The following is a 25,447-nucleotide window of genomic DNA, read 5'->3' as shown; positions in this document are numbered from 1 at the left end:
TCATGGCGAAGCAAACCATCAAGGAAGTACTGCTCAACCCGATTTTCAACAACAACCCGATCGGCCTGCAGATCCTCGGTATCTGTTCGGCGCTGGCGGTGACGTCGAACCTCAAGACCGCATTGGTCATGTCGATTGCGCTCACGCTGGTAACGGCGTTCTCGAACCTGTTCATCTCGATGATCCGCAAGCAGATCCCCAGCTCGATCCGCATGATCGTGCAGATGGTGATCATCGCCTCGCTGGTGATCGTGGTTGACCAGATCCTGCGTGCCTACGCCTTCGGGCTGGCCAAGCAGTTGTCGGTGTTCGTCGGCCTGATCATCACCAACTGTATCGTGATGGGCCGCGCCGAAGCCTTTGCCATGCAGAACCCGCCGCTGCTGTCCTTCATGGACGGCATCGGCAACGGCCTCGGCTATAGCGTGATGCTGATCGTGCTCGGCGTGATCCGCGAACTCTTCGGCGCCGGCAAGCTGCTGGGCTTCGAAGTGCTGGCGCTGGCCAAAGATGGCGGCTGGTATGTGCCCAACGGCCTGCTGCTGCTGCCGCCCTCAGCCTTCTTCCTGATCGGTCTGATCATCTGGGGCTTGCGCACCTGGAAGAAGAATCAAGTCGAAGCGCCGGCATTCACGCTGGCGCCCCAAGTCGCCAATCAGGAGGTGCATTGATATGGAGCATCTCATCAGTCTGTTTGTTCGGGCGGTGTTCATTGAGAACATGGCACTGGCCTTCTTCCTCGGGATGTGCACCTTCATTGCCATCTCGAAGAAGGTTGAAACCGCGATCGGTCTGGGTGTGGCGGTGGTTGTGGTGCAGACCATCACCGTGCCGGCCAACTACCTGATCTTCAATCTGCTGTTGCGCGAAGGCGCGCTGGGCTGGGCCGGCTTCCCTGACGTCGATCTGTCCTATCTCGGCCTGCTGTCTTACATCGGCGTGATCGCCGCGATCGTGCAGATTCTGGAGATGCTGCTCGATAAATACGTCCCCAGCCTGTACAACGCGCTGGGCGTGTTCCTGCCGCTGATCACCGTGAACTGCGCCATCCTCGGCGGTACGCTGTTCATGGTCGAGCGCGACTACAACATGTCCGAAAGCGTTGTGTATGGCCTCGGCTCCGGGTTCTCCTGGGCGCTGGCCATTGCGCTGCTGGCAGGTATTCGCGAGAAGCTCAAGTACAGCGATGTGCCCGAGGGCCTGCAAGGCCTGGGCATTACTTTCATCACCATCGGGCTGATGTCGCTTGGCTTCATGTCTTTCTCCGGTGTTCAGCTGTAAGGACGGACAGACCCAATGAACAATCTGGAAATCATCCTCGCAATCGGGATGTTCACCGCGATCGTGCTGGCCCTCGTCGTCTTCATTCTGATGGCGCGCGCACGGCTGGTCTCAAGCGGTGATGTCACGATCGATATCAACGGTGAGCACAAACTGACGGTGCCGGCGGGCGGCAAGCTGCTGCAAACCCTTGCCAATCACAACATTTTCCTGTCGTCCGCCTGTGGCGGCGGTGGCACCTGCGCGCAATGCAAGTGCATCGTCGAAGAGGGCGGCGGCGAAATGCTGCCCACCGAAGAGTCGCACTTCACCAAGCGTCAGCGTGGCGAAGGCTGGCGCCTGTCCTGCCAGACCCCGGTCAAGCAGGATATGAAGGTCGAAGTGCCGGAAGAGGTCTTCGGCGTCAAGAAATGGGAGTGCACCGTCGAGTCCAATCCCAACGTGGCGACCTTCATCAAGGAACTCACGCTGCGCCTGCCGGACGGCGAGAGTGTCGACTTTCGCGCTGGCGGCTATGTGCAACTCGAATGCCCGCCGCACGTCGTGAATTACAAGGATTTCGACATCGAAGAGCGCTTCCACGGCGATTGGGACAAGTTCAACCTGTGGCGCTTTGTCTCCAAGGTGGACGAAACCGTCATTCGCGCCTACTCGATGGCCAACTATCCGGAAGAAGAGGGCGTGGTGAAGTTCAACATTCGTGTGGCCTCGCCGCCGCCGAATCGTGATGACATTCCGCCGGGGCAGATGTCGTCGTGGGTGTTCGGCTTGAAGCCGGGCGACAAGGTCACCGTGTACGGCCCGTTCGGTGAGTTCTTCGCCCGCGAGACCGACAATGAGATGGTGTTTGTGGGTGGTGGTGCCGGCATGGCGCCGATGCGCTCGCATATCTTCGACCAGCTCAAGCGTCTCAAGAGCACGCGCAAGATCACCTTCTGGTACGGCGCGCGCTCCCTGCGCGAGACCTTCTATGTCGATGAGTTCAACAAGCTGCAGGAAGAGAACCCGAACTTCACCTGGCATCTGGCGCTCTCCGATCCGCTACCCGAAGACAACTGGACGGGCTACACCGGCTTCATCCATAACGTGCTCTACGAGAACTATCTCAAGGATCACCCGGCGCCGGAAGACTGCGAGTTCTACATGTGCGGACCCCCGATGATGAACTCGGCGGTGATCAATATGCTGGTCGATCTCGGTGTCGAGCGCGAAAACATCATGCTCGACGACTTCGGTGGTTGATCGAGGCGGCAGACGGACGAGGAGCGCGAGATGAGTATTTTCGTTGTGACCTTTGCGGTCATTCTCTTTGTGGTGCTGGCGATGGCGATCGGTGTCATCGCCGGTCGCAAGCCGATTGGTGGAAGTTGTGGCGGGATGGGTGCGGTGGGACTCGAATGTGAGGCCGGCTGTGCGAAACCCTGTCCGAAGCGACGCGCTCGCATGAAAGCGCAGGCGGAAGGAAAGGAATAAAGCATGCTGCGTTCGTTGAAAGTCAAAGATTACATGACGCGGGATCCGCTGTCGTTTTCACCCCAGATGGAAGTGCTGAAGGCCGTTCATCAATTGCTGACCCATCACCTGAGTGGTGCGCCAGTGGTTGATGAGGCGGGCAAAGTGGTGGGTTTTCTGTCTGAAAAGGACTGCCTCAAGGCCGCGCTCAACGCGACCTATTACGAGGAGTTTGGCGGTCAGGTAAGTCAGTTCATGTCGTCACCGGCGATCACCATCGACGTCGAGTCCACTTTGACCGATGCCGCCGAGATGTTTGTGTCCAAAGCCCATCGCTGCTATCCGGTGATGGATGATGGTCGTCTGGTTGGGCAATTGTCGCGTCACAACACCTTGGCCGCGCTTGAGCGGCTTTGGTAGGCCTCGCTTGATCCCTTCCGGGCGTACGCCCGGAAGGGTGTTTTCCTGATACTCGCCCGCCGCCTGTGTGGTCCGCTTAAAGGCCATTCGCAGTCTTGGGCGAGTTTTTCATTGCTCATCCGGTGGCGGCGGTGCCAGCTGCGGTTCCGGCTCGATATGGCCGCCATGGCCCGTGCGCTTGGCTGGCTTGTCGCGACGAACGCGCTGACCTTCTGGTGAGGCAGGTCGTCACTGCGCCGGCGTGCCGCTTGCTGCGGCGCAGCCCCTCCGAATGACCCCTCTGAAGCGTGAGTCGAGCGGGGATGGCGCGATGATTTCGACCGCCTGAATCGGGATCTCGGTGGGAATTGGCGAGAAGTCTCGCCCGCTGGTCGCGCACGCACAATGCAAGCGATTTCGCAGTAACGCAATTGCAGCAAAAGCGGTTTGACCGCAGGGCCTGAAACCGATATTATCGCGGCCCTGTGGTGAGGAGACGTGGCCGAGAGGTCGAAGGCACTCCCCTGCTAAGGGAGCATACCGTCAAAAGCGGTATCGAGGGTTCGAATCCCTCCGTCTCCGCCACTCACAGTGCTTTACGGCGTTTATTCTTCATCGTATAATCGCTGGCTTCGCGGTTGCGCTCGTAGCTCAGTTGGATAGAGTACCTGGCTACGAACCAGGGGGTCGTGGGTTCGAATCCTGCCGAGCGCGCCACATCGAACAAGTAATAAAAAAGCGAAAAGGCCGCGTCCAGCGCGGCTTTTTTAGTCCGGAATGAAGGTCATCACCTGAAACCGGCAACGCGCTCGTAGCTCAGTTGGATAGAGTACCTGGCTACGAACCAGGGGGTCGTGGGTTCGAATCCTGCCGAGCGCGCCAGTTTTAATAAAGGGCATCTCCTAGAGATGCCCTTTATTGTTTCTGTGGTCCGTATTCCTACGTTTCCTTTCGATTTTTCGCGCGCGCGCTTTAGTCGCGGTAGCCGCCGGGTGCCCGTTAAAAGACGGATGCCGTCGCTGGGTGTGCTTGCACGGGCGATCCATTCTGCCGGGTGTGTACGTTGGCTGACTGAGCGATTAGGATCGTCGGAACGCGTCTGACGCGAGCTGGGGTGTATCGCCACGTCAGCCGAGTGGCACCCAGGGCACAACCAAAGCGGAAACCGATCTCATGACGCAACCGACTGCCGCCCCACTGCGGCGCAAGTCACGTACAGGCCCGCGCGGTCGCGCGGTGGCGCCCCAGGCGCTCGCTGCCGTCGAGGCGCTGCTTGGCCAGCGCTCGCGCAGCCGCGATCAGCTCATCGAGCATCTGCATTGCCTGCAAGACCACTTCGGGCATATCTCGATGGCGCATCTGCGTGCGCTGGCCGAGTGGATGAACCTGCCCATGGCCGCGGTGTACGAAACCGCGAGCTTCTACGCGCATTTCGATCTGATTCGTGAGGATGATGCGCCGCCGCCGGCGCAGACGGTGCGCGTGTGCGACTCGCTGTCATGTCAGCTTGCCGGCGCGCAGGCGCTGCACAGCGCGCTGTCGAGCGGCCTGGATGCGGCCGACGTTCGGGTGATTCGTGCGCCCTGCATGGGACGTTGTGACGTGGCGCCGGTGCTTGAGGTGGGGCACCGGCACCTTGGCCAGGCCAGTGTCGCGGCGGTTCAGGCGCTGCTCGACTCGGGTGAGCTCCACCCTGAGCCCATTGTCTGGCCGCGTCTGGCGGACTATCAGGCGGAGGGGGGCTATGCGCTGCTGGCCGCGCTCCGTGCGGGTGAGGTGTCGGTCGATGCGCTCAGCGATCTGCTTGAGCGTGCGGGCCTGCGTGGTTTGGGCGGCGCGGGTTTCCCGACCGGCAAAAAATGGCAGTTCGTCCGCGCCGAGCCGGCGCCGCGCTACATGGTCATCAATGCCGATGAAGGCGAGCCGGGCACGTTCAAGGATCGTTATCACCTCGAACAGGCGCCCCATCAGTTTCTCGAAGGTGCGTTGATCAGCGCGACGGCGATTGAAGCCTGCGCGCTCTATATCTACTTGCGTGACGAGTATCCGGGCCTGCGCGGCGTGTTGCGCGAGGCGATTGCCGAGCTGGAAGGCGCTGGCTTGGTGGCGCCGGGCTTCATCGTGCTGCGGCGCGGCGCGGGTGCCTACATATGCGGTGAAGAGTCGGCGCTGATCGAGTCGCTGGAAGGCAAACCCGGTAAGCCGCGGCACCGCCCGCCCTTTGTGGCACAGATCGGTTTGTTTGGTCGGCCGACGCTGGTGAACAACGTCGAGACGGTCTTCTGGATTCCGGCGCTGCATGCAAAGGGCGCGACGTGGTTTGCCAGCCAGGGGCGGCGTGGTAGGCAAGGCCTGCGCAGTTTTTCGGTGTCGGGTCGGGTCAAGCAGCCGGGGGTGCATCTGGCGCCGGCGGGTATCTCTCTGAACGAGCTGGTGAATGAATACTGCGGTGGCATGGCCGACGGGCACAGCTTGCTGGCCTATCTGCCCGGGGGCGCGTCGGGCGGTATTTTGCCCGCGTCGAAAGCCGATCTCCCGTTGGACTTTGATACCTTGCAGCCGCACGGCTGTTTCATTGGCTCGGCGGCGGTCATCGTGGTGTCGGATCAGGATGATCTGCGTGCCGTGGCTAAAAACCTGATGGCCTTTTTTGCGGATGAGTCCTGTGGCCAGTGCACGCCCTGCCGGGTGGGCACTGAGAAGATGCTGGCCTTGCTGGAAGCTGAGGCCTGGGATGCAGCGGTGCTGCGCCGGCTCGCTCAGGTGATGCAGGATTCATCCATCTGTGGCCTCGGACAGGCGGCGCCTAACCCGGTCCTCAGCTTGCTGAGGTATTTTCCGGTGGACCTGGCGCGGCAAGGTGTGCAGATCCGCGACGGGGGAGACGCCTGATGCGCCAGCCTACACAAGACGATACGGCGTCCGCTGCCTTTGAACTGAGCCTCGACGGCGTGATGATCGAGGCCTCACCCGGTGAGACCTTGTGGCAAGTCGCCAAACGCGCCGGCGAGCGCATTCCGCACCTGTGCTTCAAGGACGCGCCGGGTTATCGTGCCGACGGCAATTGCCGCGCCTGCATGGTGGAGATCGAGGGCGAGCGCACGCTGGCGGCCAGCTGCATCCGCGAAGCCAGGCCCGGCATGGTGGTGAAAAGTGCCACCTCGTCCCGCGCCCAGGTGTCGCGCGAGGGGGTGATGGCGTTGCTGCTGGCCGATCAGCCCGACCGTGAGCACAGCCCCGATCGCGCCAGTCATTTCTGGAAGACGGTCGATCAGCTCGACATGGACGCCGCCTCGGTGCGCGCCCGTTTGCCACAGCGTGCCCCCGACGCCGCGCGGCAAGACGCCACCCATGCCGCCATGCGCGTCAATCTGGACGCCTGCATCGATTGCAATCTGTGCGTGCGTGCCTGCCGCGAAGTGCAGGTCAATGACGTGATCGGCCTGGCCTATCGCGGTGCGGCGTCCAAGGTGGTGTTCGATTTTGACGACGCCATGGGCGTCAGCACTTGCGTGGCCTGCGGTGAGTGCGTGCAGGCTTGCCCGACGGGCGCCCTGATGCCGGCCACGCTGATCGACGCCGAGGGGCGCGGCGACTCGGCCTCGGCGGATCGGCAGGTGGACTCGGTGTGCCCGTATTGCGGGGTCGGCTGTCAGCTGACATACCACGTCAAGAATGAGCGGATTCTGTTTGTCGAAGGCCGCAACGGCCCGGCCAACGCCGGGCGCTTGTGCGTGAAGGGGCGTTTCGGCTTCGACTACCCGAATCACCGCGCGCGGCTCACACGCCCGTTGATCCGCCGCGCGGGCGTTGCCAAGGGCATGGACCCGGACTTCGACCCGGCCAATCCGCTCACCCATTTTCGGGAAGCCAGCTGGAACGAAGCGCTCGATGTCGCCGCCAACGGCCTGATCGCGCTGCGCGATGCGCACGGTCCGGATGCACTGGCCGGCTTTGGCAGCGCCAAGTGCTCCAATGAAGAGGCGTGGCTGTTCCAGAAGCTGGTGCGCACCGGCTTTGGCTCAAATCATGTCGACCACTGCACGCGCCTGTGTCATGCCAGTTCCGTCGCGGCGCTGATCGAATGCATTGGCTCGGGCGCGGTCACCGCGTCCTTCATGCAGGCGCTTGAGGCCGATGTGGTGGTGCTGATCGGCTGCAACCCCGAGGCTAACCACCCCGTCGCCGCCACTTATTTCAAGCAAGCTGCCAAGCGCGGCACCAAGATCATCAGTCTCAACCCGCGCGGCCAGACGCTCGGCGGCTACGCCCATCGCGCGGTGCGCTTCACGCTCGGCTCGGATGTCTCCTTGCTCAACGCGATGCTCAATGTGATCGTCGCCGAACAGTTGGTCGACACCGACTACATCGCCCAGCACACCGAAGGCTTCGAAGCGCTCAAGGCGCATGTCGCGCCGATGACGCCCGAGGCCATGTCCGCCGCCTGTGGTGTCGCACCCGACGAGATTCGCGAGATCGCCCGCCTGTACGCCACGGCCGAACGGGCGATGATCTTCTGGGGCATGGGCGTGTCGCAACACACCCACGGCACCGACAATGTGCGCTGCCTGATTTCGCTGGCGCTGGCCTGCGGGCAGGTCGGCAAGCCGGGCACCGGCCTGCACCCGCTGCGTGGTCAGAACAACGTGCAGGGCGCCTCCGACGCGGGCCTGATCCCGATGATGCTGCCTGACTACCAGCGCGTCGGCGACGCGCAATTGCGCGCCGCATTCGAAGAACTGTGGAACACCCCGCTGGCCGACAAGCCTGGTCTGACGGTGGTCGAGATCATGGACGCGATTCTCGCCGGCACCATCCGCGGCATGTACATCATGGGCGAAAACCCGGCCATGTCTGACCCCGATCTCGATCACGCGCGCGCCGCGCTCGCCACGCTCGAACACCTCGTGGTGCAGGACATCTTCGTCACCGAAACCGCACAGTTTGCTGACGTGATCCTGCCGGCCTCGGCCTGGTCCGAAAAGGACGGCACGGTCACCAACACCAACCGCCAGGTGCAGATGGGCCGCGCCGCCGTGCCGCTGCCCGGCGAGGCAAAAGCCGACTGGTGGATCACCCAGGAGATTGCGCGTCGCTTCGGACTGGATTGGCGCTACACCCACCCGCGCGAGGTGTTTGCCGAAATGCAGCGCGGCATGCGCTCGCTCTCGCATATTGACTGGGACCGGCTCGAGCGTGAGGGCTCGGTAACCTACCCATGCCCGGCCGATGACGCGCCGGGGCTGGACGTCGTGTTTGGTGACCGTTTTCCGACCGCCAGCGGCCGCGCCCGCTTCTCTCTGGCCGCGCCGCTGCCGCCCGATGAACCGGTGGATGATGGCTACCCCACGATACTCACCACCGGACGCCAGCTCGAGCACTGGCATACCGGCTCGATGACGCGCCGCTCAAGCGTGCTCGATGCACTGGAGCCTTCGGCCGTGGCCATGCTCGCGCCAGGCGAACTACAGCGGCTGGGCTTGCGCGAAGGCGAGATGCTGACCATCACCACGCGCCGAGGCCATATTTCGCTGGCCACGCGGATGGATACGGCGCTACCTGACGGGATGGTGTTTGTGCCGTTCTGCTACAGCGAGGCCGCGGCCAATGTACTGACCAACCCGGCGCTCGACCCCTTTGGCAAGATTCCCGAATTCAAATACGCCGCCTGTCGCCTGAGCGTGCCGCCCCCGCCCGCGCCGGACTGACCCGTCGCGCGCATTGCAGACCCGCGCATCGGACGGATTGTGGCCGTTTGCCGTCTTGTACTGCCGGACGTGGATAGCATGGGCGACGGTCTTGTGCGCCAGTCGCGGGGCGGTGCTGTCGAGTGCTTGGTCGACGAGGCAGACCGCTCGCGGGCCCCCGGTGGCGGCGTTGAACTGCGACCGGCCACCAATGACTAATGGACCACTGAGAGACGATGATCTCGCTCCGGTCCGCGTCCGGCATGGACTTGCCCGCGGGTCTGGCGCGGGCCGCCAAAAGGGAGAGCCATGATCGATTTCGATGCGCTGCCGCTCGCCATCAATGTCGCGGTGTTTCTGGCCATGGGGGTATTGATCGGCATCGGCGGCTGGCGGCTGGCGAATGTGGCGGCGCGCATTGCCCGATGCACCGGTCTTGGCGAGGCCGTGACCGGAGCGCTCTTCCTCGGCGCCGCCACGTCGCTGCCCGGCTCGGTCACGTCGATGACCGCGGCTGCCGGCGGGCACGCCGAGGTGGCGGTGGCCAATGCGCTCGGCGGCATCGCCGCGCAGACGGCATTCCTGGCCATTGCCGATCTGGCCTATCCGCGCGCCAACCTCGAACATGCCGCCGCCTCGGCAGCCAACATCATGCAGGCCGCAATGCTGGTGAGCCTGCTTGCACTGATCCTGGTGGCGATGACCACGCCCGAGATCTCGCTATGGGGTGTGCACCCGGTATCGGTGCTGTTGCCGATGGCCTATGTCTATGGGCTGCGGCTGGTGTCCTCGGCCCACCAGCGGCCGATGTGGTTGCCCGAGCAGACCGAGGAGACGCGCTGCGAGACGCCGGGGCGGCGCCTGCGCTTTGCCGGCATGTCACGCCTGTGGGCCGAGTTCGCGCTCCTCGCTGGCCTGGTCGGCACCGCGGGCTGGGCGCTGGCGGGCAGCGCCATCGCGCTTGGGCGACAGACCGGCATCAACGAGTCTGCGATCGGTGGCGTGTTCACCGCGGTGACCACGTCCTTGCCTGAGCTCGTCACGGCGATTGCCGCCGTGCGACAGGGGGCACTCACGCTGGCGGTCGGGGACATCATCGGCGGGAATGTCTTCGACACCTTGTTTGTGGCCGTCTCTGACCTGTTCTACCGCTCCGGGTCTATCTTGCATGCGGTCAGCGACCGACAGGTTTTTCTGGTCAGCGTGGCGATCCTGCAGGCCGGCGTGTTGTTGATGGGCCTGTTGTATCGCGAGAAGCGTGGTCTGGCGAACATCGGCTTCGAGAGCGTGTTCGTGCTGGTGGCCTATGTCGCCACCGTGGTGTTCATGTTCAGCATGTAGGCGTCGTCGGGGCGCATGTCGGAGGCAACGGGCGCCGACGCTCGATCCTGCCGGTCGGCGGGGCTCAATCGTCCAGACGTACCGCGATCACGCCCCGCAAGGCATTGCCGACCCACAGCCGGGTGGCGCGGGCAAGGTCGCCCCGGGTCAGGTGGCGCTCGCGGGCGAAGCCCTCGCGCAACGCCCGTTGCCGGCAGACGCCGGCCAGCAGGCCGGCGGCCAGTGGCGGCGTAACAATCTGGCCGTCGATTTCCACGAACACACTGCTGCGCGCACCTTCTGCCAGCTGGCCGTGCTCATTGAAGAACAGTGCATCGAAATGGCCGCGGGCGATCGCCGCCTTGAGCTGCCGGTCGTAGATCGCGCGGGCGGTGGTCTTGTGTGTCAGCAACGGGTTGCCGCTGTCGAGCGTTTCGTCGGCCAGGCAGACGGTCTGAGGGCCCGCCAGCGGTGCCAGCGGTTCGGCGGCAAGGTCGAGGTCGCCGGCGTGGCCGAGGCTCAGGCGCAAGCGGTGTTCGCCGCTAAGCGGCGAAGTGGCGGCGTCGAGCGCGGTGCGCACCGTGTCGAGCTCGCAGGGCATGCCGAGGGCGGCCGCCGAGCGGGCGAGGCGGGCGAGGTGATCGTCGCGCCAAGGGATGGTCTGGCCATCGAAGCGCAGGGTTTCGATCAGGCGCAGGTCGACGGGGAGGCGGTCGAGGAAGGCCAGCTTGAGGCGGCATTCGGCCCACTCGTCGCGGGCCACGGAGTCGTCGACGACGCCGCTGCCAGTGTGACTGCGCAGCGCGCCGTCGACAGCGATGTCGAGGGTACGGATCGGCACGTTGAACTGGAAGTCACCGTGCGGGGCGATCCAGCCCATCGCGCCGCAGTACACGCCGCGTGGGCTACGTTCGAGCTCCCGGATGATCTGCATGGCGCGGATCTTCGGCGCACCGGTCACCGACCCGCAGGGGAAGAGGGCCCGGAAGATCTCGGCGAGGCCCGCCTGCACCGGTGCGGCGGTGACGGTGGAGGTCATCTGCCAGACGGTGCGGTAGGCCTCGGCTTCGAACAGCGCCGGCACGCTCACGCCGCCCGGCGGGGCGAGCCGCCCGAGGTCGTTGCGCAGCAGGTCGACGATCATCAGGTTTTCGGCGCGGTTCTTTTCGCTCGCAGTTAGCGCGCTCGCCGGCGCATCGATCGGCGCCGTGCCTTTCATGGGCTTGCAGGTGAGCGTGTCGCCGCGGCGGGCGACGAACAGTTCCGGCGAGCGGCTCATGAGCGCGCCGTCGGCATGGAGGATCAGCGCGCCATAGCGCACCGGCTGCGCCTGGCGCAGCTTGCGGTAGAGTCGCCAGGGGTTGCCGTAGGCGCGGCCGTGGCTTGGGAAGGTGAAGTTGGTCTGGTAGCAGTCGCCGTCGAGGATGTAGTGCTTGATGCGGTCGACCGCGCGCAGGTAGTCGGCCTCTGCGAGCCCGAGCTGGCGGTCCATGAGGCCGGTGGCCTGGCCGTCGTCGTGGGTCGCGAGCCAGGCGTCGCAGGCGTTGTCGTCGAGTTCGGCACACTGGGCAAACACCCAGGCGCGCAGCAGCGGCGTGGGGCTGGCCGGGCGTAGCGGCGCAAGCCGGGGTTCGAGCGCGTAGCCAAGCTCGTACGCTGCGGCGAGCGCGACCCAGTGGCCGGCCGCAGTGGCGGATTCGATGCGGGCAAAGGCAGCGTTGAGTCCTTCCGGGGCGTCGCAGACGATGGTGTCGATCAGGCCGTGCAGCCGGCGGGCGCGTTGTTCGACAAGGTTGTCGTCGAACAACGCGACCGGCTCACGGGAGGCGAAGGAAAGCATCCGGACCGGGCGGGGTCAGGCGAACAGCTTGAGGACCGCGTCCAGACCGCTGTGATTGAGGCTGCAGTCGGCGTGGGCGCGCAGCACCGGTTTGGCCTTGTAGGCCACACCAAAGCCGGCCGCGCGGAACATGGGCAGGTCGTTGGCGCCATCGCCGGCAGCCATCACGCGCTCGGCGCTCAAGTCGAGCTGATTGCGGATGCGGATGAGGTGATCGGCCTTGGCCTGGGCGTCGACCACCGGGCCACACACGCGACCGGTGAGCTTGCCGTCGGCGCGTTCGAGCGTGTTGGCGTAGGCGTGGTCAAAGCCGAGCTCGGCCTTGAGGCGCTCGGTAAAATAGGTGAAACCGCCCGACACCAGCACGGTGACAATACCGGCTGCCTTGAGCGCGCTGATCAGCTCGCGCGCACCGGGGTTGAGGCGTAGCCGCTCGCGATACACCGTGTCGAGTGCACTGGCCTCCAGGCCTTCGAGCAGGGCGACACGGCGAGTCAGCGATTCGCGAAAATCGATCTCGCCGCGCATGGCCGCTTCGGTGATCTCGGCGACCTGGTCTTTCTTGCCGCACTGGTCGGCGATCTCGTCGATGCATTCGATGTCGATCAGCGTCGAATCCATGTCGGTGACGAACAGACCGAAGTCGGTCAGGCGCCGACCGGCCGGCACAAAGGCAAAGTCCACGCCGGCCGCGTCACAGAGTTCAGCAACGCCGTCGCGGCGCTGCGCGTCGACCAGGCGGAAGGCGCTGGCGTCGATTTGTTCGATGGCCCGCGCACCACTGTGGCGGGCCAGGTTTTTCAGCACCGGCGTTTCGATGTCGGTGCCAAGCACAACAAGATTCATCAAGGCGAGGTCCGGGTCGGCAAGGTGGTGCGCAGAATGTCGCGGGCGTGGCGCAGCATGTCGACCGTGGTCTCCCAGCTCACGCAGGCGTCGGTCACCGAGCAGCCGTATTTGAGCTGCGACAGATCGGTCGGGATCGACTGGTTGCCGGCTTCGATGAAGCTCTCGATCATCGCGCCAACCACCGAGCGGTTGCCTTCGCGGATCTGATGCACCACGTCGCGCAGCACCAGCGGCTGGTATTCGGGGTTCTTCCACGAGTTGGCGTGCGAGCAGTCGACCACCACGTTTTGCGCCAGCTTGGCTTTGGCCAGCGCCTTCTCGGCCAGGTTGACCGACACGGTGTCGTAGTTCGGCCGGCCACCGCCACCGCGTAGCACCACATGCCCGTAGGGGTTGCCGCGGGTGCGCAGGATGGCCGAGCGACCCTGGCCGTTGATGCCGAGGAAACTGTGGCGGTTGGCGGCCGAGACGATGCCGTTGATGGCCGCGTCGAGCGAGCCGTCGGTGCCGTTCTTGAAGCCCACCGGCGTCGACAGACCTGAGGCCATTTCGCGGTGAGTCTGCGATTCGGCGGTGCGGGCGCCGATGGCGGTCCAGGCGATCAGGTCGCCGTAGTACTGCGGGGCGATCGGGTCGAGCGCTTCGGTGGCGCAGGGCAGGCCGACTTCGTTCACATCGAGCAGAAACTGGCGGGCTTTCTGCATGCCTTCGTCGATGCGGAAAGAGTCGTTCATGTAGGGGTCGTTGATATACCCCTTCCAGCCCGTGGCGGTGCGCGGTTTCTCGAAATACACGCGCATCACCAGCATCAGCGTGTCGGACAGCTCGTCGGCCAGCGCCTTGAGGCGGCGGGCGTAATCCAGGCCGGCGACGGGGTCGTGAATCGAGCAGGGGCCGACCACCACAAACAGGCGGGGGTCTTCGCGATCCAGGATGGCCTGCAGGGCGCGGCGGCCTTCGAGTACCGTCGCGGTAGCCGCGTCGGTCATCGGCACCTGGGCCTTCACCTCTTCGGGCGAGGGCATGTGGTCTTGCGCGATGATATTAAGGTTTTCTGTCTGGGCGACGGTCATGGTGCGCTCTTTTCAGGCGGCGAAAAACGCGTAGTTTACTGCGTTTGCGGGCGATTCGTCAGATGGGAAAACCTCAAGGCGTTTGTCATCCGACAAAGGGCTCGCCGGCGGCGGTCAAAAAATCGCTCCGTGAACGTAAAAGACCGTCTTTCGACGGCCCGTTTCGAACGACGCAGCAGGGGCAGATTCAGACGTCGCCGACGAACTCGCCGCGCGCCGGGTAGTTGTTCTTGAGCACGAAATCCATCGCGCCCAGCAACTCGGAAAACAGCGGCCGGGCGAAGGGCATGGTCTGCACGGCGCCGTAGTACAGCGTGCCGTCCGGGCGCACAAAGAACAGGCCGGGCTCGCTGAACAGGCTGGGCTCTTCGATGCCGATGGAGGTCTTGCCGCGGCTGGCCGAGATGTACAGACCCCAATCGCGGGCGACGGCCAGCGGCAGGTCGTAGCCAAAGCGCAGGTGCTTGGCCTGAACCTTGTCGGCCATGGCTTGGGCGCGCTCCTGGTTGTCGCTCGAAATGGCGATGGTCTTCACGCCACGCTCGGCAAACTCGGGGGCCAGACGCTCCAGCTCCATCAGGTATTTGGCGCAGATCGGGCAGTGCAGCCCACGATAGAAGGCCACCATGGTGAAGGTGTCGGCGTTGTCGGTGGCCAGATCGAAGGGCACGCCGGCGAGCGTGGCAACTTTCAGTTCGGGGACGGCCTGGCGGGGTACGAGCATTTTTTGGACTCCAGCGAGAGATTCGATGCTTGGAGTATTGCGTACGATGTGCAACACTTTGTCCGTAAATGTTTGCAGCGAGTACAAAATTATGCCAACAGCACCACGCCTCGATCGCCTGACTTCGCTCCTGACCGGCTTGATGCCGCGCATGCAGATCCGTCATATGGGCGATCTGACCGATGCCGCCACAGTGGCCAGCGACGCCGCCGATTGCCTGCACTTGCGTCTGGTGGTGGCCGGCAGCGTGGCGTTCGATAGCCCAAAGGGCACGCAAACGCTGACCGCGCCGGCGATTGCGGTGTTTCGCAATGATCAGGCGCATGATCTGCGGCCGGTGGATGATGTGACCTGCCGGGTGTTTTGCGCCGAGGCGTTTTTCGACGGGCCGGCCGCGCCGCTGCTGCTCGAAGCCTTCGACGCACCGCTGTTTTTGCCGATGACGGCGGCGATGCCGGGGCTCACCCAAACCATTGGGCTCATCGCGCTGGAAGTCGAGTCGCCGCGTTGTGGTGGGGGCGTGTTGCTGAGCCGCGCCGGCGAGATTTTGCTGATCGGTCTGCTGCGCCATTTGCTGTCCAATCAGATTCTGCCGCGCGGCGTGCTCGCTGGCTTGGCTGATCCGGGCCTGGCGCGGGCGCTGGTGGCGGTGCATTCGCAGCCGGCCGCGCCGTGGTCACTAGAGGCCATGGCCGAGACTGCAGGGGTATCGCGAACCACCTTTGCCGAGCGCTTTCGCGACAACCTCGGCATCACCCCGCGGCGCTATCTGAACGCCTTCCGGCTGACCATCGCGCGGCGCGAGATTGCCGCCGGGCGCGGCCTCAAGCGGGCGGCGCAGGCGGCGGGGTACGAGAGCCCGGCGGCCTTGTCGCGGGCCTTGTCGCGCGTGGCCAACGAGTCGGGAACGCCGTCCGCCGCCTGATCAGGTGATCAGCTTCAGCAGTTCTTTGACCGCGGCGGCGCGCTGTTTGACCGTTGGTGCGAGGATCTTGCAGATCAGGCGATCCTGCCCGGCCATGCGCATGTTGCGGTCTTTCTGGATGAGCCCGATGACCTTCATCGGGTCGATCGGCGCGGCTACGCCAAACTGAATGCTCAGCTGGCTTTCCGACACATCCAGCTTCACCACGTCCATGTCTTTGAGCATCACGCGCAGGCGGTGGGTTTCGAGCAGTGCCAAGGTTTGCGGCGGCATTTCGCCGAAGCGGTCGATCAGCTCTTCTTGCAGCTCGCGCAGCTCGTCTTCGGTGTCGGTGTTGGCGAGGCGCTTGTAGAGCGTGAGGCGCTCCTGCACGTCGGCGCAGTAGGCGCTGGGCAGCAGGGCGGGGCTGTGCAGGTTGATTTCCGACACCACGTCCAGCGGCTTGGTCAGGTCCGGCTCGCGGCCGGCCTGCAGGTCGCGCACCGCGCGCTTGAGCATCTCGGTGTAAAGCGAAAAGCCGATCTGCTGGATCTCGCCCGACTGGTTCTCCCCCAGCACCTCGCCCGCGCCGCGAATCTCCAGATCGTGCATGGCAAGGAAAAAGCCCGAGCCCAGGTCTTCCATTTGCGTGATGGCTTCGAGCCGCTTTTGCGCCAGCGCGGTCGGCTTGGCGTGGGCGTCGGTCAGCAGATAGGCGTAGGCCTGATGGTGCGAGCGCCCGACCCGGCCGCGCAACTGGTGCAACTGCGCCAGACCGAAGCGGTCAGCGCGGTTCATGATGATGGTGTTGGCGGTCGGGATGTTGATGCCGGTTTCAATAATGGTGGTGCATAGCAGCAGGTTGGCGCGCTGCTGGGTGAAGTCGCGCATCACGCGCTCCAGCTCGCGCTCGGGCAGCTGGCCGTGGCCGACCACGATGCGCGCCTCGGGCAGCAGCTCGGTGAGCGACTCGCGCACGTTCTCGATGGTGTCCACTTCGTTGTGCAGGAAGTACACCTGCCCGCCACGCTTGAACTCGCGCAGCACCGCCTCGCGGATGATGCCCTTGCTCCAGCGCTGCACAAAGGTCTTGATCGACAGCCGCTTCTGCGGCGCCGTGGCGATCACCGAAAACTCGCGCAGCCCCTCCAGCGCGAGGCCGAGCGTGCGCGGGATCGGCGTGGCGGTGAGGGTGAGGATGTCCACCTCGGCGCGCAATTGCTTGAGCGACTCTTTCTGGCGCACGCCAAAGCGGTGCTCTTCGTCGATGATCACCAGCCCCAGGCGCTTGTACTGCACGTCTTTTTGCAGCAGACGATGGGTGCCGATGATGATGTCCACCTTGCCTTCGTCCAGCTCCTTGAGCGCCTGCGCTTGCTCCTTGGCGCTCTTGAAGCGCGACAACTCGGCGATCTTGATCGGCCAGTCGGCAAAGCGGTCGGCAAAGGTCTGGTAATGCTGCTCGGCCAGCAGCGTGGTCGGGCACAGCACCACCACCTGCTTGCCATCCGCCACGGCAATGAAGGCGGCGCGCAGGGCGACTTCGGTTTTGCCAAAGCCCACATCGCCGCACACCAGCCGGTCCATCGGCCGGCCGGACTGCATGTCCTTGATGACGGCGTCGATGGCGGCTTGCTGGTCGGCCGTTTCTTCAAAGCCGAAGGCCTCGGCAAAGGCGTCGAGGTCATGCGTCTTGAAGCTGAACTGGTGGCCGGTGCGCGCCGCGCGCTGGGCATACAGCGCCAGTAGCTCGGCGGCGGTGTCGCGCACCTGCTGGGCGGCCTTCTTCTTGGCCTTGTCCCACTGGCCGGAACCCAGCCGGTGCAGATCGACCGCCTCGGGGTCGGCCCCCGCGTAGCGGGTGATCACATGCAGCTGCGACACCGGCACATAGAGTTTGTCGCTGCCCGAATATTCCAGATGCAGAAACTCGGTATCGCCTTCGCCCAGGTCCATGTGCACCAGGCCGAGGTAGCGCCCCACGCCGTGCGACACATGCACCACCGGGTCGCCGATCTTCAGCTCCGACAAATCCCGCAGCCAACCCTCGACGGTGGCCTTGCGCCCGCCATCGCGGCGGCGCTGGGTGCGTGCGGTGTTGGCGTAAAGCTCGGTCTCGGTGAGGATCGCCAGCTTCGCCTCGGGCAGGATAAAGCCGCGCGTCAGCGGCCCGGCCGACAGGCACAGCGGCGCGTCGCCGCTCAGGAAGCTGGCCAGGTCGTCGCAGGGCGTGTAGGCCAGGTCGTACTCGGCAAAATACTCCGCCATGGTCTCGCGCCGTCCGGCCGATTCGGCCAGCACCAGCACCCGGCCGTCAAAGCCCTCCCGCCAGCGCTTGAGCGCCTGCAGCGGATCATTCGCCTTGCGCTCGACCGCCACCGTCGGCACCTGTAGCGACGCCACCTCGCCCTCGCGCGGTGCGCCAATCTGCAAGCGCGGGTGGTCGGCCAGCCGCGAGAAGAAGGCCTCCTGATCCAGAAACAGCGCGCGCGGCGCCATCACCGGCCGGCTGCGGTCGCCATCGAGCAAGTCGTAGCGCGACTGCGTATCGCGCCAGAAGTCGGCAATCGCCGTCGGCACATCGCCATGCAGCAACACCCGGCACGCCGTCGGCAGGTAATCAAACAGCGTGGCTGTGTCTTCGAAAAACAGCGGCAGAAAATATTCCACACCGGCTGAGGCGATGCCGTTCGACACGTCTTTGTAAATGGAGGCCCGGCTCGGGTCGCCCTCAAACGTCTCGCGGAACGTGCTGCGAAATCGCGTGCGGCCCGCCTCGTCGAGCGGAAACTCCCGCGCCGGCAGCAGGCGAATCTGGTCCACTGGATACACCGTGCGTTGCGTGTCCGGGTCGAAGGTGCGGATGGTGTCAACATCGTCGTCGAACAGATCAATGCGGTAAGGCAGCGTCGAACCCATCGGAAACAGATCGATGATGCCCCCGCGCACGCTGTACTCCCCCGGGCTTACCACCTGCGTCACATGCGCATAACCCGCCAGCGTCATTTGCTCGCGAAACGCATCCCCATCCATCCGCTCGCCGCGCTTCACAAAAAAGGTATGCGCCGCCAGAAAACTCGGCGGCGCCATGCGATACAACGCCGTCGACGCCGGCACCAACACCACATCCGCCTCGCCGCGCGTCACCGTATACAAGGTCGCCAGCCGCTCCGATACCAGATCCTGGTGCGGCGACAGCGCGTCGTAGGGCAGCGTCTCCCAGTCCGGCAGCACGCAAACCCGCAAGTCCGGCGCGAACCACAAAATCTCGTCCCGCAGCCGCTGCGCATCAATCGGATTCGCCACCACTACAACCTGCATCGTGCCCGTGCCCAATGCCGAAATCGCCAGCGCGTCGGACGAACCGGCCAGCGCCGGCAGGTCGACGCGTTGGCCGGGTTTGGCTGTGGGGAGGGCGGTGAGCGAGGGGAGCAGGGGGTGAGGGGCGGGCATGCGGGGCGAAGACGTCTGGAGGCGGGGCGTTGATTATACGGGAGCCGATGCCCAGCGATTGCCGGGACGATGGCGTTGACCGAGCTCAATCGAGAACGGTATGCGCGTGGCCACGGTAGCGGCTAACTCTGGTCGGCTGGACGTGGTTAGCGTGGCAGGGGATGTCGGGAGATTTTACGGAGGTAGATGCAGGTATGTTTTGTCGAAAGGGTAACCGTATGTAGTAAATAGACATTTTTCTTTGGGCATCTTTCTTGCATAATGCGATCGGTTTTCAAGGGGCCGATCGAAGCATAGACGTGCCGTCTGGAGAAATTAATGCATCGCAAAAAATTTGGAAGTGTTCGCCGATCTTTGCCGGCTATTGGCTTGTTTGTGGCCAGCTTTGGCATATCGCCTTTACCTACCTACGCAGTGACAATGGATGTGTTGGGTGTAGATGGTAGCGACGGTGTCAATGGTAGTGGAGGCACGAACGGTGGTAGCGCAACCGCCACGCTTCCGCTTAACAATGACAACACCAGTAGTGCGAAAGCAACTGGTGGTCAAGGCGGGTGGGCCGGTGACAAGTATCTGGGCGTTGGGGTGATCAATGGTCAGCCGAGTGTTCTTGGAAGTGGTGGCGATGGCGGTTCGGCGACTGCAGACGGGAGCTCCAACGTATTGTCGGGCAGTGCCTCGGTTCTTGGCCAGGCGACAGGTGGCGCGGGTGGCGTGGCGGCAGGGGTCGGGTACGACGGCGGCGAGGGCGGAGATGCCAGCGCGAAGGCGCGGGGTATGTCTGGTGGAAACGGGTCGTACTACGGTGTGACCGCCCGCGCGGTTGGCGGTTCGGGGGGCAGCAGCTACTTTGGCGATGGCGGAAACGGCGGGAGTGCCGTTGGTGCGTCGTCGGGGCATTTCGTTGGCTTTGGGAATGCCAGCCTTATCAACGAGGTTGTCGGCGGTGCTGGCGGTACTGCGAGCTATGGAAGCGGTCGAGGGGGCGATGGCGGGGTCGCCTCGATTGGCTCAACCTATGGGCAACAAGGTTCCGGACACCTCAGCGTCAGGACTGATGCTATCGGTGGTAACGGTGGATCCGGCTATTCGGGTGCATCGGGCGGAAATGGCGCGGACACAAGCATTGTTGATGGTGCGCGAGGGTCATCTAATAACTCGCTGTCGTTGTCGCAGTTTGCCAAAGGTGGCGACGGCGGCTACTCCGAGAACGCGTTCGCAGGAAATGGTGGTAATGCGCTATCCCGGCTGGTTCAGACCTTCTGGCCCTATAGTGAGCGTAGCGTTTCAGGGGTTGTTACGGCATCGGGTGGGCGAGGCGGAACCACGAGTACGGGGGCTGCCGGCAACAGCGGAAACGCAACCGCCTATATATCCATCGGCACAGATCACTTCGGTTCGACTGCGCGGGCAACCGCCCGGGCCATCTCACCAAGCACCCCGTGGGTCCTAGGTGGTAAGGCCAATGCCGATGCTTCTGCCAGCTCGCGCGGTGTTGGCTTTGCAGAGGCCAGCGCATATGCGGCAGGGAATGGTGGCCACGCCAATGCGTCGAGTATGACCAATCACTCCTTCGAGGTTGGCAGCGGCACCGCACGCAGATATATCCACCCGGTGATCAAGGCAGGAGCAAGCGCGCAGGTTGGCGAGAATACGGCGAATGCCTCTGATGTGGCGCAGCAGGTCAATAGTGTTGCCATGACCGGATTTTCCGGAGGTGCCTCGAAAGTGCTGCCAAATCTGTCCGGCGGCAGCAACGGCATTGAAGCGTTTTCTTATGCTGACGGGTTGCTGTCCAGCGGCCAGTTCGACAGCCTGGTCAATGGCCATAATGCAATCAAGGCGTCGTTTGTCGCGGGCGCGGAGCGCCGCATGATTGGCACTGGTGTAATCGGCGCGAACTACAGCGAGTTTGCAGCTGGGCAACGTACCTACACTGGGAGTGCGCAGTATTCGTACACTCTCGATCAGGCGACCGATGTACTGCTTGGGCTGATGGATTTTTCTGGTTATGACGCGTTAAATCCGATGGCTCTGGATTTTTCGATAGCGAACGCCGGCCAAACAATGTTTTCTCGTAGTTTCATCACTTTGTCCGATGCCCGTGGCTTCTTCGTCAACAATGCGATCAACCTTGGCTCGTTTGTGGGGCAAGTTGATCTGGCCATCAACTTTTCGCTCACCGCAGATGTATCGCAGGGTGCCGCGTTCAGCTACCTGCTTGCTGCCGGATCTGCGACGATTGCGCCGGTGCCGGAGCCAAGCCAGTTCGCGATGTTGCTCGCGGGTCTGGCCGTTGTTTCCTTGACGGTTCATCGGCGCGTGCGCAGGCCTTGAAGGATTCGGAGGCCGGGCGCCGCCGTGTTTGGCTCGGCCTGTTATAGAAGGCGCCCTCGACTGAGGGCGTTTTCGTTTGAGTACCTCGAATTTGTGGTGCCTGCGCTGGGCGTTGACCAGGGTTCAGACAAACTGGGCGAGACCGCCAAATTGATGTGTGGCGGGCGGTGCCCGGCGTTCAGGTGCGTAGCGCCGGTAGTGTGTCGCCGCGCACCACGAACTGTAGCGCGAGCCCGTTGTTGCAGTAGCGCTTGCCGGTAGGCTGCGGGCCGTCGTCGAACACATGGCCCTGGTGCCCGCCGCAGCGCGAGCAGTGGTACTCGATGCGCGGCCAGAGCAGCTTGAAGTCGCGCTCGGTGCCGACCGCGCCGGCCAGCGGTTGCCAGAAGCTGGGCCAGCCGGTGCCGCTGTCGTATTTGGTGGCGCTGTCGAACAGAGGCAGATAGCACGCCGCGCAGAGGTAGGTGCCGTCGCGCTTCTCATTGTTCAGCGGGCTGCTGCCGGGGGGTTCGGTGTCTTCCTCGAACAGTACGGCGTAGGCCGGACGGGGCAGCAGCTTGGCCCATTCGTCTTTGGATTTCATCAAGGTGGGGCCGGCCGCCCCGGCGACGCGATGCCCGCCGATCGAGAGCAGGGCGGCTCCCATCAGGGTCTGGAGTGATTGGCGTCGGTTCATGGCTGACCTCCTGTGAGTGGTGTGCCGTCGCGTTGCGTGCTCTGCCCGTGGCTGGGCTGGGCGAGCGCTTGTGGCGTTTTTACCGTCTGCATCTTCGACAACGCCAGTCGTTACAAAATTCGCCAGACGCCGGCATGGGGGCTTGTGTACAGCCCTGGCCGGCGGTTCGACTCACCGTTCGACGGACGCCGCTTGCCGCCCGACCGCGCCGGGCCTAAATTGGAATCTCCCAATCGAAGGGAGAAGGCATGAATCGATTCCTTACCGCGTTGCTCACCGCGCTCTTCGCCTTCGGCAGCCTATCGGCAGTCGCTTGCACAGGAGACAAGGCCAAGGACGACACTGGCGGTATGAGTACGCCATCGCAGCCGAAGAAGTAGGCTCCGCCGGAGCCGAATCGACAGGGGCCGGTCATGCCGGCCCTTTCCTTTTTTTGAATCCACCTCGGTGTCGGTGATGAAATACGACGCCCCTGCGCGATAAATTCTTGGTGTCGCTGCCCGCCGGCCAAGGCCGGTGAGGGTGTATCGGATGCGACGATGGTGGGCGTGCGACTCTCCTGCCGGCGACCCACGCGTCAGTCGGCCCGCGCTGCAGCCCGTCGTGCCCGTCCCCGCTGCAGCATGACCACGAGCGCCAGCACCAGTAGCGTCGGCACGAAAATCCATTCTTTTGCGGGGCGTTCGGCGGGCAGTTCGATGTGGGTCACGTTAAAGCCTTGTTCGATACCGAGCTTGTCGGCGCGGCTGCCGAAATCGACCATCATGACCTGGGTGGTGTCGCCGAACGCCATCACGGTCAGGCCCGACTGCTTGAGGCGCGCTCGGGCGTTTTGCGCGGTGTCGCCGAGCGGTAGCAGCACGCCTTTGGAGACTTCGTCGCCTTCGAGTGTGATGCCCTCGATCCACACGCGCAGGTTGCCGTTTGCGGGGGTGGCTTCGACCAGTTCGTTGAGGCGTGTTGCCGGCACCGTGTTGTAGGGCGGATAGATCTGGTCCATCCAGAAGCCGGGCCGGAACAGGCTGAAGGTGACGAGCAGCAGCAGTGCAGTCTCGTAAAAGCGGCTGCGGGTGAGGAACCAGCCCTGGGTGGCGGCGGCGAAGATCAGATTGGCGAGTATTGCGCTGCTCACCGTGAGGAAGAAGGCCCACAGGTTGTCGATGCCGATCATCAGCAGCTGGGTGTTGAAGATGAACATGAAGGGCAGGATTGCGGTGCGGATCGAGTAGATGAAGGCCTGCACGCCGGTGGCGATGGGGTCGCAGCGGGCGATGCCGGCGGCGGCATACGAAGCGAGGCCGACCGGCGGCGTGACGTCGGCCATCAGGCCGAAATAGAAGACGAACAGGTGCACCGCGATCAGCGGCACGAGCAGGCCGCTCTGTGCGCCGAGCTCGACCACCACGGGTGCCATCAGTGTCGACACCACGATGTAATTGGCGGTGGTCGGCAGGCCCATGCCGAGGATCAGGCAGATCACCGCGACCATGAACAGCATGGCCATCAGGTTGCCGCCCGAGACCGCCTCGACGAATTCGGTGAGCACCAGGCCGATGCCGGTCAGCGTGACGGTGCCGACGATGATGCCGGCGGCGGCGGTGGCGATGCCGATGGCGATCATGTTGCGCGCGCCGATCGACAGGCCGTCGTAGAGGTCACGGAAGCCCTGATGCAATTCGGCCAGGGTGTCGCCCTTGCCGCGCATCAGCGCGAGGATGGGGCGCTGGGTGACGAGAATGAAGATCATGAAGCTCGTCGCCCAGAAGGCCGACAGGCCGGGCGAGAGTTCCTCGACCATGAGGTTCCAGATCAGGGAAATGACCGGCAGCAGGAAGTGCAGACCGGACTTGAGCGTCGGGCCGACCTCGGGCAGTACGGTGATTTCGTCGTTCGGGTCTTCGATGTGCAGCTCGGGCTGCTGCGCCGAAAACCACAGCAGCGCGAGATAGGCGAAGAACATCAGCACCGCGACGACGATGAACGAGGCGTCGCCTGCGACATCCTTGATCCAGCCCATGCCCCAATAGACGATGCCGGCGAGGACGATCACGCCGCTGATCGTCATGATCGTGCGCATCAGCCGTGTCTGCCAGCTGTGCGGGCTGGGCGGCCGTGGCAGGCCGCGGATGTCGGCCTTCATGGCTTCGAGATGCACCAGATAGAACAGCGCGATGTACGAGATCAGTGCCGGCAGGATGGCGTGCTTGAGCACCTGCACATAGGGGATGCCGACATACTCGACCATCAGGAAGGCGGCCGCGCCCATCACCGGCGGCATGATCTGGCCATCCACCGACGCCGCCACCTCGACCGCGCCGGCCTTTTTCGGCGCGTAGCCGACGCGCTTCATCAGCGGGATGGTGAAGGTGCCGGTGGTCACCACGTTGGCGATCGACGAGCCAGAGATCATGCCGGTCGAGGCCGAGGCCACCACCGCGGCCTTGGCCGGCCCGCCGCGGAAGTGCCCCAGCATCGACATCGCCGACATGATGAAGTAGTTGCCCGCGCCGGCCGTCTCGAGCAGCGCGCCGAACAGCACGAAGAGGAAGATGAAGCTCGTCGACACGCCCAGCGCGACCCCGAATACCCCTTCGGTCGACAGCCACAGGTGGTTCATGCCCTTGCTGATCGAGGCGCCGCGGTGCGCGATCACGTCCGGCATGTAGGCACCGAGGAAGATGTAGGCGATGAAGACCAGCGCGAGGATGACCATCGGCAGCCCCAGCGCGCGACGCGCCGCTTCGAGCAGCAGCGTCAGGCCGATGACGGCGGCGACCAGATCCATGGTGATCGGCAGGCCGGGGCGCTCGGCCAGTTGGGCATAGAAGAGGAAGAGGTAGCCGGCCACGAAGGCGCCGGTGAGTGCCAGCGCCCAGTCGAGTACCGGCACATGAGCGCGCGGCGAGCGCTTGAAGGCCGGGTAGGCCATGAAGGCGAGGAAGACCGCGAAGGCCAGGTGGATCGAGCGCGCCTCGGTGTCGTTGAGGATGCCGATGTTGAACACGAAGGGCAGCGGGGAGGCGAACCACAACTGGAACAGCGACCACGCGATGCCGGTGGCAGCAATGATCGCGGCGGTGACGCCGGTCGGCTTGCGCCCGCCGGTGTCCGCCTCGGCAACGATCTGCTTCAGTTCTTCTTCGCTCAGTTCATGGTGTCGAGCTTGTGCCTTGGCCATTCGCCCGGTCTCCTCGTGTTCGCCGGTGCGGTCGCGGACGGGTCGTCGAACGCGAACGTTCTTATGCCGGCGATGTGCCTGAGGGTGCAGGAATGAACCCCCACCTTATTCTTTGTAGTACGTGGCGTGGCGGCCGGGCAGGTCGGTGAAGGCGTCGCGGTCAGAATTGGACGGGGGCGCGGGGCGAGCCGCAGGCGTCGATTGGCCCTGTTGCAACGGGGCGGCGAATGAGTGACGGGCGAGCCCGGCGCGTCATGAGGGCGGGTTCAGGGCG

The 25,447-nt window shown here is 64.1% G+C and carries 18 protein-coding genes and 3 tRNA genes; 14 read left to right on the top strand and 7 right to left on the bottom strand.

Features of this window, described 5'->3' with window-relative positions; genetic code table 11:
* The first annotated feature begins 2 nt into the window (after positions 1-2).
* The 11 genes from FHP89_RS01565 (at position 3) to FHP89_RS01515 (ending at position 10,160) form a co-directional block, all read left to right on the top strand.
* Positions 3-671, top strand: a complete 669-nt coding sequence (locus tag FHP89_RS01565; RefSeq protein WP_144176793.1) for an NADH:ubiquinone reductase (Na(+)-transporting) subunit D — start codon at positions 3-5, stop codon at positions 669-671.
* 1 nt (position 672) lies between these two features.
* A complete protein-coding gene (nqrE, locus tag FHP89_RS01560; protein ID WP_144176791.1) occupies positions 673-1,281 on the top strand; it encodes an NADH:ubiquinone reductase (Na(+)-transporting) subunit E in 609 nt (202 codons plus the stop codon).
* Positions 1,282-1,296: 15 nt separating this feature from the next.
* Positions 1,297-2,523, top strand: coding sequence for an NADH:ubiquinone reductase (Na(+)-transporting) subunit F (nqrF, locus tag FHP89_RS01555; protein ID WP_144176784.1), 1,227 nt, complete (start codon positions 1,297-1,299; stop codon positions 2,521-2,523).
* Positions 2,524-2,553: 30 nt separating this feature from the next.
* Positions 2,554-2,754: a (Na+)-NQR maturation NqrM gene (gene nqrM / locus FHP89_RS01550; RefSeq protein WP_144176776.1), complete on the top strand. Its 201-nt coding sequence runs from the start codon at positions 2,554-2,556 to the stop codon at positions 2,752-2,754.
* A gap of 3 nt (positions 2,755-2,757) precedes the next feature.
* Positions 2,758-3,153, top strand: coding sequence for a CBS domain-containing protein (locus tag FHP89_RS01545; protein ID WP_144176767.1), 396 nt, complete (start codon positions 2,758-2,760; stop codon positions 3,151-3,153).
* A gap of 471 nt (positions 3,154-3,624) precedes the next feature.
* Positions 3,625-3,717: transfer RNA gene (locus tag FHP89_RS01540), tRNA-Ser, on the top strand.
* A gap of 55 nt (positions 3,718-3,772) precedes the next feature.
* Positions 3,773-3,849, top strand: a tRNA-Arg gene (locus FHP89_RS01535).
* Between the two features lie 88 nt (positions 3,850-3,937).
* Positions 3,938-4,014: transfer RNA gene (locus FHP89_RS01530), tRNA-Arg, on the top strand.
* Positions 4,015-4,305: 291 nt separating this feature from the next.
* Positions 4,306-6,024: an NADH-ubiquinone oxidoreductase-F iron-sulfur binding region domain-containing protein gene (locus FHP89_RS01525; RefSeq protein WP_144176765.1), complete on the top strand. Its 1,719-nt coding sequence runs from the start codon at positions 4,306-4,308 to the stop codon at positions 6,022-6,024.
* Entirely contained in the window at positions 6,024-8,840 is a 2,817-nt protein-coding gene (gene fdhF / locus FHP89_RS01520; RefSeq protein WP_144176763.1) for a formate dehydrogenase subunit alpha, read from the top strand. The genes FHP89_RS01525 and fdhF overlap by 1 nt, the downstream gene beginning before the upstream one ends.
* A gap of 288 nt (positions 8,841-9,128) precedes the next feature.
* On the top strand, positions 9,129-10,160 hold the full coding sequence (locus tag FHP89_RS01515; RefSeq protein ID WP_144176761.1) for a sodium:calcium antiporter: 1,032 nt from the start codon (positions 9,129-9,131) through the stop codon (positions 10,158-10,160).
* Between the two features lie 64 nt (positions 10,161-10,224).
* On the opposite strand, the gene pabB is transcribed toward FHP89_RS01515, so the two are convergent.
* The 4 genes from pabB to FHP89_RS01495 all read right to left on the bottom strand — a co-directional run bounded on the left by pabB (position 10,225) and on the right by FHP89_RS01495 (position 14,625).
* Positions 10,225-11,979, bottom strand: coding sequence for an aminodeoxychorismate synthase component I (gene pabB, locus FHP89_RS01510; RefSeq protein ID WP_144176759.1), 1,755 nt, complete (start codon positions 11,977-11,979; stop codon positions 10,225-10,227).
* Positions 11,980-11,994: 15 nt separating this feature from the next.
* Positions 11,995-12,825 carry a phosphoserine phosphatase SerB gene (gene serB, locus FHP89_RS01505; protein ID WP_144176757.1) on the bottom strand — a complete coding sequence of 277 codons (831 nt, stop codon included), beginning with the start codon at positions 12,823-12,825 and terminating at the stop codon, positions 11,995-11,997.
* Positions 12,825-13,901, bottom strand: coding sequence for a 3-deoxy-7-phosphoheptulonate synthase (locus tag FHP89_RS01500; RefSeq protein ID WP_144176755.1), 1,077 nt, complete (start codon positions 13,899-13,901; stop codon positions 12,825-12,827). The genes serB and FHP89_RS01500 overlap by 1 nt, the downstream gene beginning before the upstream one ends.
* 187 nt (positions 13,902-14,088) lie before the next feature.
* Entirely contained in the window at positions 14,089-14,625 is a 537-nt protein-coding gene (locus tag FHP89_RS01495; protein ID WP_144176751.1) for a peroxiredoxin-like family protein, read from the bottom strand.
* Positions 14,626-14,716: 91 nt separating this feature from the next.
* Between FHP89_RS01495 and FHP89_RS01490 the strand changes: the two genes are divergently transcribed.
* Positions 14,717-15,550 carry a cupin domain-containing protein gene (locus FHP89_RS01490; protein ID WP_144176744.1) on the top strand — a complete coding sequence of 278 codons (834 nt, stop codon included), beginning with the start codon at positions 14,717-14,719 and terminating at the stop codon, positions 15,548-15,550.
* On the opposite strand, the gene mfd is transcribed toward FHP89_RS01490, so the two are convergent.
* Positions 15,551-18,982, bottom strand: coding sequence for a transcription-repair coupling factor (mfd, locus tag FHP89_RS01485; RefSeq protein ID WP_144176734.1), 3,432 nt, complete (start codon positions 18,980-18,982; stop codon positions 15,551-15,553).
* A 318-nt stretch (positions 18,983-19,300) separates the two neighbouring features.
* On the opposite strand from mfd, the gene FHP89_RS01480 reads away from it, so the two are divergent.
* Positions 19,301-21,319 carry a PEP-CTERM sorting domain-containing protein gene (locus tag FHP89_RS01480; protein WP_144176725.1) on the top strand — a complete coding sequence of 673 codons (2,019 nt, stop codon included), beginning with the start codon at positions 19,301-19,303 and terminating at the stop codon, positions 21,317-21,319.
* Between the two features lie 178 nt (positions 21,320-21,497).
* Here the strand turns inward: FHP89_RS01480 and msrB are convergent, their stop codons facing one another.
* Entirely contained in the window at positions 21,498-21,995 is a 498-nt protein-coding gene (gene msrB / locus FHP89_RS01475) for a peptide-methionine (R)-S-oxide reductase MsrB (protein ID WP_144176716.1), read from the bottom strand.
* 248 nt (positions 21,996-22,243) lie between these two features.
* Here msrB and FHP89_RS21120 point away from each other — a divergent pair, with 248 nt between their 5' ends.
* On the top strand, positions 22,244-22,375 hold the full coding sequence (locus FHP89_RS21120) for a hypothetical protein (RefSeq protein ID WP_260851436.1): 132 nt from the start codon (positions 22,244-22,246) through the stop codon (positions 22,373-22,375).
* A gap of 197 nt (positions 22,376-22,572) precedes the next feature.
* Here the strand turns inward: FHP89_RS21120 and FHP89_RS01470 are convergent, their stop codons facing one another.
* Positions 22,573-25,173: a TRAP transporter permease gene (locus FHP89_RS01470; RefSeq protein ID WP_144176708.1), complete on the bottom strand. Its 2,601-nt coding sequence runs from the start codon at positions 25,171-25,173 to the stop codon at positions 22,573-22,575.
* Positions 25,174-25,447: the final 274 nt, after the last annotated feature.

Source organism: Denitromonas ohlonensis, assembly GCF_007625205.1.
In the GTDB taxonomy this organism is placed as follows: Bacteria; Pseudomonadota; Gammaproteobacteria; order Burkholderiales; family Rhodocyclaceae; genus Nitrogeniibacter; species Nitrogeniibacter ohlonensis.
The sequence above is the reverse complement of the archived record's forward strand: the minus strand, read 5'-3'. Positions and strand labels throughout refer to the sequence as shown.

Excerpts from the sequence above, each read along its gene's own strand:
- FHP89_RS01565 (WP_144176793.1), top strand. The coding sequence starts at position 3 with ATGGCGAAGCAAACCATCAAGGAAGTACTGCTCAACCCGATTTTCAAC.
- nqrE (WP_144176791.1), top strand. The coding sequence starts at position 673 with ATGGAGCATCTCATCAGTCTGTTTGTTCGGGCGGTGTTCATTGAGAAC.
- nqrF (WP_144176784.1), top strand. The coding sequence starts at position 1,297 with ATGAACAATCTGGAAATCATCCTCGCAATCGGGATGTTCACCGCGATC.
- nqrM (WP_144176776.1), top strand. The coding sequence starts at position 2,554 with ATGAGTATTTTCGTTGTGACCTTTGCGGTCATTCTCTTTGTGGTGCTG.
- FHP89_RS01545 (WP_144176767.1), top strand. The coding sequence starts at position 2,758 with ATGCTGCGTTCGTTGAAAGTCAAAGATTACATGACGCGGGATCCGCTG.
- FHP89_RS01525 (WP_144176765.1), top strand. The coding sequence starts at position 4,306 with ATGACGCAACCGACTGCCGCCCCACTGCGGCGCAAGTCACGTACAGGC.
- fdhF (WP_144176763.1), top strand. The coding sequence starts at position 6,024 with ATGCGCCAGCCTACACAAGACGATACGGCGTCCGCTGCCTTTGAACTG.
- FHP89_RS01515 (WP_144176761.1), top strand. The coding sequence starts at position 9,129 with ATGATCGATTTCGATGCGCTGCCGCTCGCCATCAATGTCGCGGTGTTT.
- pabB (WP_144176759.1), bottom strand. The coding sequence starts at position 11,979 with ATGCTTTCCTTCGCCTCCCGTGAGCCGGTCGCGTTGTTCGACGACAAC.
- serB (WP_144176757.1), bottom strand. The coding sequence starts at position 12,825 with ATGAATCTTGTTGTGCTTGGCACCGACATCGAAACGCCGGTGCTGAAA.
- FHP89_RS01500 (WP_144176755.1), bottom strand. The coding sequence starts at position 13,901 with ATGACCGTCGCCCAGACAGAAAACCTTAATATCATCGCGCAAGACCAC.
- FHP89_RS01495 (WP_144176751.1), bottom strand. The coding sequence starts at position 14,625 with ATGCTCGTACCCCGCCAGGCCGTCCCCGAACTGAAAGTTGCCACGCTC.
- FHP89_RS01490 (WP_144176744.1), top strand. The coding sequence starts at position 14,717 with ATGCCAACAGCACCACGCCTCGATCGCCTGACTTCGCTCCTGACCGGC.
- mfd (WP_144176734.1), bottom strand. The coding sequence starts at position 18,982 with ATGCCCGCCCCTCACCCCCTGCTCCCCTCGCTCACCGCCCTCCCCACA.
- FHP89_RS01480 (WP_144176725.1), top strand. The coding sequence starts at position 19,301 with ATGCATCGCAAAAAATTTGGAAGTGTTCGCCGATCTTTGCCGGCTATT.
- msrB (WP_144176716.1), bottom strand. The coding sequence starts at position 21,995 with ATGAACCGACGCCAATCACTCCAGACCCTGATGGGAGCCGCCCTGCTC.
- FHP89_RS21120 (WP_260851436.1), top strand. The coding sequence starts at position 22,244 with ATGAATCGATTCCTTACCGCGTTGCTCACCGCGCTCTTCGCCTTCGGC.
- FHP89_RS01470 (WP_144176708.1), bottom strand. The coding sequence starts at position 25,173 with ATGGCCAAGGCACAAGCTCGACACCATGAACTGAGCGAAGAAGAACTG.